Source organism: Streptomyces sp. MH60 (assembly GCF_002939385.1).
GTDB lineage: Bacteria > Actinomycetota > Actinomycetes > Streptomycetales > Streptomycetaceae > Streptomyces.
Map to the genome: position 1 here is coordinate 1 of NZ_MULI01000137.1, position 8,601 is coordinate 8,601.

Annotated in this window: 6 protein-coding genes and 3 pseudogenes; 8 read left to right on the forward strand and 1 reads right to left on the reverse strand. The window is 72.7% G+C overall.

What is annotated here, in order from left to right:
• Positions 1-895, forward strand: a pseudogene (locus tag BZZ08_RS37470) (serine/threonine-protein kinase); the annotation flags it as partial.
• A 25-nt stretch (positions 896-920) separates the two neighbouring features.
• Here the strand turns inward: BZZ08_RS37470 and BZZ08_RS37475 are convergent.
• Positions 921-1,682 (reverse strand): SLATT domain-containing protein, encoded by a 762-nt coding sequence (locus tag BZZ08_RS37475; protein ID WP_104636608.1) that lies wholly within the window; start codon positions 1,680-1,682, stop codon positions 921-923.
• Positions 1,683-1,952: 270 nt separating this feature from the next.
• Between BZZ08_RS37475 and BZZ08_RS37480 the strand changes: the two genes are divergently transcribed.
• The 7 genes and pseudogenes from BZZ08_RS37480 to BZZ08_RS37515 all read left to right on the forward strand — a co-directional run.
• Positions 1,953-2,300 carry a YbaB/EbfC family nucleoid-associated protein gene (locus BZZ08_RS37480; protein ID WP_104636609.1) on the forward strand — a complete coding sequence of 116 codons (348 nt, stop codon included), beginning with the start codon at positions 1,953-1,955 and terminating at the stop codon, positions 2,298-2,300.
• 85 nt (positions 2,301-2,385) lie between these two features.
• A complete protein-coding gene (recR, locus tag BZZ08_RS37485; RefSeq protein ID WP_104636610.1) occupies positions 2,386-2,985 on the forward strand; it encodes a recombination mediator RecR in 600 nt (199 codons plus the stop codon).
• Positions 2,978-3,637 (forward strand): DUF5063 domain-containing protein, encoded by a 660-nt coding sequence (locus BZZ08_RS37490; protein ID WP_104636611.1) that lies wholly within the window; start codon positions 2,978-2,980, stop codon positions 3,635-3,637. The genes recR and BZZ08_RS37490 overlap by 8 nt, the downstream gene beginning before the upstream one ends.
• Positions 3,638-3,927: 290 nt before the next feature.
• Complete coding sequence (locus BZZ08_RS37495) at positions 3,928-5,205, forward strand: aspartate kinase (RefSeq protein ID WP_031042983.1); 1,278 nt, start codon at positions 3,928-3,930, stop codon at positions 5,203-5,205.
• On the forward strand, positions 5,205-6,293 hold the full coding sequence (locus BZZ08_RS37500) for an aspartate-semialdehyde dehydrogenase (RefSeq protein WP_104636612.1): 1,089 nt from the start codon (positions 5,205-5,207) through the stop codon (positions 6,291-6,293). Before BZZ08_RS37495 ends, BZZ08_RS37500 begins: the two co-directional genes overlap by 1 nt.
• A gap of 484 nt (positions 6,294-6,777) precedes the next feature.
• Positions 6,778-7,349, forward strand: a pseudogene (locus tag BZZ08_RS37505) (SigE family RNA polymerase sigma factor).
• Positions 7,350-7,696: 347 nt separating this feature from the next.
• Positions 7,697-8,601, forward strand: a pseudogene (locus BZZ08_RS37515) (hypothetical protein); the annotation flags it as partial.

Genomic DNA, 8,601 nt, shown 5'->3' on the forward strand with positions numbered 1-8,601 from the left:
CGAGGGTCCCGCGCCCGGCGGCTCCGCGTTCGACGGTCCGCCGCCCCCGCGTGAGCCGGGCAGCGGCGACGGGGCCCCGCTGAACCACCTCCCCACCCTGGTCGCGGGCCGGCACCCGCCGACGCCCCCGCCCGCCGTCCACGGCCACTCCGGGCCGCCCGCCCCCGGGTACGCCCCGGCCGCCCCGGCATGGCACGCCTCGCAGCCCGGGTACCAGCACCCGTACGGCGGCGGTCTCGGCCCCACCCCGCCCCAAGGGCCCCCGCCCCCGTACGGACCGCCGTACGGGCCCCCGCACGAGCCGGTCAGGACCGCCCGTTCCACCGCGCTGCTGGTCGTCGTCGCCCTGGTCGTCGCGCTGGGCGCGGGAGGCACGGTCTACGCCCTGATGCGCGGCGACGGCGACGACCGCGCGGGCGGTGATCCCACGCCCACGCAGTCCACCGGCGCGCCGCAGGATCCGGGGTCGGGCTCGCCGGGACCCTCCGATCCGACGGCGGGCCGGTCGCCCTCGACCGGTTCGACCGCCCCGGCCGCCGACGAGGGCACCGTCCCGGCCGGGTACGTCGGCGACTGGGCGACCACCATCGACAACGCCTCCGGCACCCACCCCCGGAAGCTGACCATCACGCAGGGCGAGGTCGGCGACACGGTGCTGACCCTCGTGGCGGACGGCCCGACGGACACCGGCGGCTACCACTGCGTGTTCGACGCCGCCCTCACCGCCCGGCCGAGCGCCGACGGGCCGCTGCGGCTCGGCCCGTCCCAGGTCAGGACCGGCCCCTCCGGCAGCTGCGCCCCGGGCGGGTCCACCACGGTCACCCTGCTGCCGGACGGCAGCCTGGAACGCACCAACGACGACACCGGCGAGTCCCTGGTCTACACCCGCCAGTGAGGGGACGTGATCCCGCCGCCGGGGGTCAGCGGGGCTCCGGCGGGCGCTGGCGGGGCATGTTCGGACGGGCGCCGTTCTGCGGGGGGACCGGGAACCGGCCGCCGGCGCCCGCGCCCCCACTGTCCGGCCGGGGCCCCTCGGCCGTCCCCGCGGCGTGCGGACCCAGCGGCGCCGGCCCCGGGCGGAAGCACACCATCCAGTCCGCCGTCTCCGCCCGCACCAGCTCCGTCACGTCCTCCGAGAAGCGCCGCAGCACCAGCAGGCACCGCTCCGCCGCCTCGCTCGCCGTTCCGTCCGCCGGTCCCAGCACCTCCCGCACGCTCTCCGACGCCCAGTCGAACTGGAACGCCTGGAGCCGCCGCTGCACCGCCTGAGCCGTGGCCACGTCCCGCATCCACCCGGCCGTGACCCCGAAATACCGGTCACCCGCCACACACGCCACCGCCCACAGCAGCGCCAGATACCCCCAGGGCGCGACCCCGCCCACCGCCCCGGACAGGTCGAGCAGCGGCAGCGCCGCCCCGGCGGCCGCGCCCACCGCGGCCCCGCCCCGCAGCAGTACGGCGGCGCGCCGCTTCCCCACCCGGTCCGCGAGATACCAGGCGGCCGTGTCCAGCGCACCCCGCTCCACCCACCGGTACAGCTCGTCCAGCCGCTCGGCGGGCAGCGCCCAGTCCCCGTGGGGAAACGCCCGCCCGGTCAGGTCCCCCGGCCGCGTCCCGGCCATCCCCTCGCCGTCCCGACCGTCCCGCGGCGGCCCCTCGGGCTGCATCTCCGGCTGACCCACCCGGCACTCCCTACTGCTCGCCACTGCTCGCCGTACCGCTCGCCGTCCGCGAGGACTCATACGCCGGAAACCTGCGCCGGAACCCTTCCTACCGCCCAATGGGTGGCGAAGAGCCGGGTTCCGCCGGTTTTCCGCCCGGAAGAGGGCGTTGATCAGGTATAGGGCTCCCGCCGCATCACTCGAAAGAGTGCTGGGGCGAGGGCCGCCCGGACCACGTAGGCTCGTGCCGAACGGCGAAACCGTCGTGACCGGACTTGATGGGAGCTGAACGTGATCCCCGGTGGTGGCCAGCCCAACATGCAGCAGCTGCTCCAGCAGGCCCAGAAGATGCAGCAGGACCTGGCGAAGGCCCAGGAGGAACTGGCACAGACCGAGGTCGACGGCCAGGCGGGCGGCGGCCTGGTGAAGGCGACGGTCACCGGCTCCGGCGAGCTGCGCGGCCTCCGGATCGACCCGAAGGCGGTGGACCCGGAGGACACCGAGACCCTCGCCGACCTCATCGTCGCGGCCGTCCAGGCGGCCAACGAGAACGCGCAGAACCTCCAGCAGCAGAAGCTCGGCCCGCTCGCCCAGGGGCTGGGCGGTGGCGGCAGCGGCATCCCCGGCCTGCCGTTCTGAACCGTCTCCCCGGTTCGCCTTTCTCAGACCGGCCGAAGCCATCTACCGTACGTAGTGCACGAACCTCAGGAAGGACGGCAGTCCGTTGTACGAAGGCGTGGTCCAGGACCTCATCGACGAACTCGGGCGGCTGCCCGGCGTCGGTCCCAAGAGCGCGCAGCGGATCGCCTTCCACATCCTCCAGGCGGAGCCGACCGACGTACGGCGGCTCGCCCAGGCCCTCATGGAAGTGAAGGCCAAGGTCCGCTTCTGCGCGACCTGCGGGAACGTCGCGCAGGAGGAGCAGTGCACCATCTGCCGCGACACCCGGCGTGATCATTCCGTCATCTGCGTGGTGGAGGAGCCGAAGGACGTCGTCGCCATCGAGCGCACCCGCGAGTTCCGCGGGCGGTACCACGTGCTCGGCGGCGCGATCAGCCCGATCGACGGGGTCGGCCCCGACGACCTCCGCATCCGTGAGCTGCTGGCCCGCCTGGCGGACGGCACGGTCACGGAACTGATCCTGGCCACGGACCCGAATCTGGAGGGCGAGGCCACGGCCACGTACCTCGCCCGCATGATCAAGCCCATGGGCCTCAAGGTCACCCGCCTGGCCAGCGGCCTCCCGGTGGGCGGCGACCTGGAATACGCGGACGAGGTGACCCTCGGCCGCGCCTTCGAGGGGAGACGACTCCTAGATGTCTGACGCCACGCTGCACGCGACCGACCAGAACCCGGACGACTTCGCGGTCCAGATCGCCGACCAGATCGAGAGCTTCCTGGTGGCCGTCACCGAGGTGGCGAAGGGCGACGAGCCCGACTCGGCCGTCCCCTTCCTCCTCCTGGAGGTCTCCCAGCTGATGCTGGCCGGGGGCCGCCTGGGCGCCCACGAGGACATCGTCCCCGACGAGCGCTACGAGCCCGACCCGGGCCCGGAGGTGGACGTGGACCTGCTCCGCGAGAACCTGGCCCGCATCCTCGACCCGATCGACGTCTACTCCGAGGTCTTCGACCCCTACGAGCCGCGCAAGGCCCCGGTCCCGGCCCGTATCTCCGACGACCTCACCGACGTGATCACCGACCTCCGCCACGGCATGGTCCACTACAAGGCCGGCCGCACCACGGAGGCCCTGTGGTGGTGGCAGTTCTCCTACTTCTCCAACTGGGGCTCCACCGCCTCCGCGGCCCTGCGCGCCCTCCAGTCGGTCGTCGCCCACGTCCGCCTGAACCAGCCCCTGGAGGAGCTGGACGGCCTGGACACCGACCAGGACCTCGGCGACGACGCCCTGGAGTCGGAGGCCGGCCGCGTCATGATCCAGGAGATCGCGGGCCCGCTGGGCCTGCGCCCGGTCAAGTAGCGGCGGTCGCCACAGGGGGAGACGTGCTCGTCGGCCCGGAGTTCGATCCCCGGGACCCCAGCTCATCCCTTGGTTTCCGGTTTCCACGCGGCCGGAAGCCACTTGTGAACGTGTGACACACCGCACTTTCCCGAGTGACCCGCGTCGCCCTGGGCATGAGCCAGCCTGAGCGAGTACCCGGGTCTCACCATGCGATACCGCAGGGGGGAAATCCGGACGCTCGGTAAAATGAGCCGACCGCAGTACATATACGTACGTGCGGAAAGAGACGGATTGAGCGAGGAGCGCACGTGGGCCTTGTCGTGCAGAAGTACGGAGGCTCCTCCGTAGCCGATGCCGAGGGCATCAAGCGCGTCGCCAAGCGGATCGTGGAAGCGAAGAAGAACGGCAACCAGGTGGTCGCCGTCGTTTCCGCGATGGGCGACACGACGGACGAGCTGATCGATCTCGCCGAGCAGGTATCCCCGATCCCTGCCGGGCGCGAACTCGACATGCTGCTGACCGCCGGAGAGCGTATCTCCATGGCGCTGCTGGCCATGGCGATCAAGAACCTGGGTCACGAGGCCCAGTCGTTCACCGGCAGCCAGGCCGGAGTCATCACCGACTCGGTCCACAACAAGGCCCGGATCATCGACGTCACGCCGGGCCGCATCCGCACCTCGGTCGACGAGGGCAACGTCGCCATCGTGGCCGGCTTCCAGGGCGTCAGCCAGGACAGCAAGGACATCACCACGCTGGGCCGCGGCGGGTCCGACACCACGGCCGTCGCCCTCGCCGCCGCGCTCGACGCGGACGTCTGCGAGATCTACACCGACGTCGACGGCGTGTTCACCGCCGACCCGCGCGTGGTGCCGAAGGCGAAGAAGATCGACTGGATCTCCTTCGAGGACATGCTGGAGCTCGCTGCCTCCGGCTCCAAGGTGCTGCTCCACCGTTGCGTGGAGTACGCCCGCCGGTACAACATCCCGATCCACGTGCGGTCCAGCTTCAGCGGACTGCAGGGCACGTGGGTGAGCAGCGAGCCGATCAAGCAAGGGGAAAAGCACGTGGAGCAGGCCCTCATCTCCGGAGTCGCGCACGACACCTCCGAGGCCAAGGTCACGGTCGTCGGGGTGCCCGACAAGCCGGGCGAGGCGGCCGCGATCTTCCGCGCCATCGCCGACGCCCAGGTCAACATCGACATGGTCGTGCAGAACGTGTCCGCCGCCTCCACCGGCCTGACGGACATCTCGTTCACGCTCCCCAAGAGCGAGGGCCGCAAGGCCATCGACGCGCTGGAGAAGAACCGCCCGGGCATCGGCTTCGACTCGCTGCGCTACGACGACCAGATCGGCAAGATCTCCCTGGTCGGCGCGGGGATGAAGAGCAACCCCGGCGTCACCGCCGACTTCTTCACCGCGCTCTCCGACGCCGGGGTGAACATCGAGCTGATCTCGACCTCCGAGATCCGCATCTCGGTCGTCACCCGCAAGGACGACGTGAACGAGGCCGTGCGCGCCGTGCACACCGCCTTCGGGCTCGACTCCGACCGCGACGAGGCCGTCGTCTACGGGGGCACCGGACGCTGATGTCCGCCGCGCAAGGCACCGGCCCGGACGGCGGCCGTACCGGCAGGCCCACGCTCGCCGTCGTGGGCGCGACCGGCGCCGTCGGCTCGGTCATGCTCCAGATCCTGTCCCAGCACGCGGACGTCTGGGGCGACATCCGTCTGATCGCCTCCCCGCGCTCGGCCGGCCGCAAGCTGGCCGTGCGCGGGGAGGCGGTCGAGGTCGTCGCACTGAGCGAAGAGGCCTTCGACGGGGTCGACGTCGCCATGTTCGACGTGCCCGACGAGGTCTCCGCGCAGTGGGCGCCGATCGCCGCCGCCAAGGGCGTGGTGGTGGTCGACAACTCCGGCGCGTTCCGGATGGACCCGGACGTGCCGCTCGTCGTGCCGGAGGTCAATCCGCACGCGGTGCGGATGCGGCCGCGCGGCATCGTCGCCAACCCGAACTGCACGACGCTGTCCATGATCGTGGCGCTGGGCGCGCTGCACGCCGAGTTCGGGCTGCGCGAGCTGGTCGTCTCCTCGTACCAGGCGGTCAGCGGGGCCGGACGGGACGGCGTGGACACGCTGCGCCGGCAGCTGTCGCTGGTGGCCGGTACGGAGCTGGGGACGCACCCCGGTGACGTGCGGCGGGCCGTCGGCGACGACACCGGGCCGTTCCCGGAGCCGGTCGCGCTGAACGTCGTACCGTGGGCCGGGTCGCTGCGGGAGGACGGCTGGTCGTCGGAGGAGATGAAGGTGCGGGACGAGTCCCGCAAGATCCTCGGACTGCCGCGGCTGCCGGTCGCCGTGACCTGCGTACGGGTCCCCGTGGTGACCACTCATTCCCTGACCGTGCACGCCCGTTTCGAGAGCGACGTCACCGTCGAGGGGGCCCGGGAGATCCTGGCCACCGCGCCGGGCGTGGTCCTCTTCGACAACCCGGCCGCGGGGGAGTTCCCGACGCCCGCCGACGTGGTCGGCACCGATCCGACCTGGGTCGGCCGGGTGCGCCGGGCCCTGGACGATCCGACCGCGCTGGAACTCTTCGTATGCGGGGACAACCTGCGCAAGGGTGCCGCTCTGAACACCGCGCAGATCGCCGAATTGGTGGCGGCCGAGTTCGGCTGAACCGGGATCGGCTGGGCAAAAGCCCCCGGGCGCTGTGGGTTTCGTTTGTAGGATCCATGGACGAGATGTGATCCGGAAGTTGGTCCGGACTACTTGTACCGGGCACCCGTGCCGTCAGAGGATTTCCTCCCCGCCCTCCGCAACCGCGCGAGCGGCGGGGGGCGTCTTTGCGGTCACCCATTCAGGGCGCGGGGCGTGGTTCGGCGCGGGGGCGCCGAGGACGGGCGTGGGGACGCCCGTTCACACGGGACACAGGGGAAGAGCGGACGATGAGGGCCTATGACGCACCGTCAGCCGGGTGGCCGCCCAGACGGCTGTCCGACGGACACGGGAACGTGACGCCCGGCACGTACAACCCTCACGGGGTCGAGCGTGTCCAACTGGCGTGGCAGAGGTTCTCGAATTCACCGCAGGCACGCGGGGCGCGGCTCTGCGTCCCCCCGTCCGGTCCGTCCGTCCCCGTGTGGCCGGCCCGGCCGGTGGCATGCCGGTGATCGCGCCGATGCCCGCAGCGCGGCCGGCCCGCATATCGAACCAGCGCGACGGCGCCGAGGACGTGGCGGCGGGTACCACCGTCGACCACCTCACCGAGACCTACCGAGCGCACTACCGCTCGCTGCTCGGCCTCGCCGCCCTCCTCCTCGACGACACGGCCTCCTGCGAGGACGTGGTCCAGGAGGCCTTCATCCGGGTGCACTCGGCCCGCAAACGCGTCCGCGACCCGGAGAAGACCCTGGCTACCTGCGTCAGACGGTCGTCAACCTCTCGCGCTCGGCGCTGCGCCGCCGCATCCTCGGCCTCAAGCTCCTCTCCAAGCCCATGCCGGACATGGCGAGCGCGGAGGAGGGGGCCTACGACCAGCTGGAGCGCGACTCCCTGATCAAGGCGATGAAGGGGCTCCAGCGCCGGCAGCGCGAGGTGCTGGTCCTGCGCTACTTCGCCGACATGACGGAGGCCCAGGTCGCCGAGACGCTCGGCATATCCCTGGGCTCGGTCAAGGCGTACGGGTCGCGCGGGATCGCGGCGCTCAGGGTGGCCATGGAGGCCCCGGCATGAGCGACGGCCACGACGCGCGACCGGACGCCCGGGAGGAGCACGATCCGCGACCGGACGCCCGGGAGAGCCAGGACGCGCAACCAGATACCCAAGAGGGCCAGGACGTCCCACCGGACGCCCGTGAAGGGCAGGACGCGCGACCGGATGCCCGAGAGGGTCAGGACGTACCACCGGACGCTCGCGAGCGGCACGGTCCGCGATCGGACGCCTGGGAAGAGCACGGTCCGCGACGGGATGCTTCCCGTGCAGGGCACGACGCGCGACCGGACGCCCGGGAAGGGCATGACGCGCCCGCCGGACCGGCCGGGCGAGAGCAGCAGACACACACGCACGCTGGGAACGGAACTGTGAACCACGGCCCCGCCGCACAGGGCCCCGACGATCCGGGGGCCGACGGGCCCGCCACCGACGAGGCCGTGCTGCGCGCGATGTTGCACCGGGCGGTCGGCGAGATGGAGCCGAGCGACGGCACCCTGGAGCACCTGCGGCGCGCGGTGCCCGCCCGGCGGGCCCGCAAGCGCCAGGCAGTCGTCGGCGTCGCGGCCGCCGCCCTCTTCCTCGGCACGGCGGTCCCGGCCCTCGTGCACGTCTCCAACTCCCCCGGCGCGGGGGCCGACCCGTCCGTCGCGGGCAACGCCTCCCAGGCCCAGGGCGGCGCCTCCCAGGGCAAGGACCCGGCCGGCGGCCAGAGCGGCATCGCCGGTTCCGGGAACACCGCCGAGGGCAAGGACAAGGCCGACCCCAAGGAGACGCCCGGCGGCAAGGAGTCCGGTGCCGCGACCGGCTCGGCCCCCTCCGGCGCCCCCAGCGCCAGCAGCCCCGCCGACATCCCCGCGTGCGCGCCCGGGTCGCTCGGCCCGGCCGTCGCGAGCAGTGCGGCCCCCGACTCCACGGGCGTGGTCTACGGCTCCTTCCGGGTCACCAACGTCTCCTCGGACGGCTGTACCGTCACGAGCCCCGGCAGCGTGGCCACCGCCTCGCTGGGCGCCGCGGACGCCGCCCGGGTCGGCACCGCGCGGCACGCCGCCGGGGACGCCGCGGCCGGACTGCCCGACCCGTCGCTGGAGGCCGCCTCGCTGACCCTGGCGCCGGGTGCCGCGTACGAGGTGCAGTTCGCCTGGGTGCCCTCCGAGACCTGTCCCACCACCGGCGGTACCACGGGGGGCGGCACCGGCGGGGAGCGTGTCGGTGACCTACACGCCGCAGGGCGGTTCCGGCTCGGCGACGGCCACGGTGTCCAACGCGTGCGTGG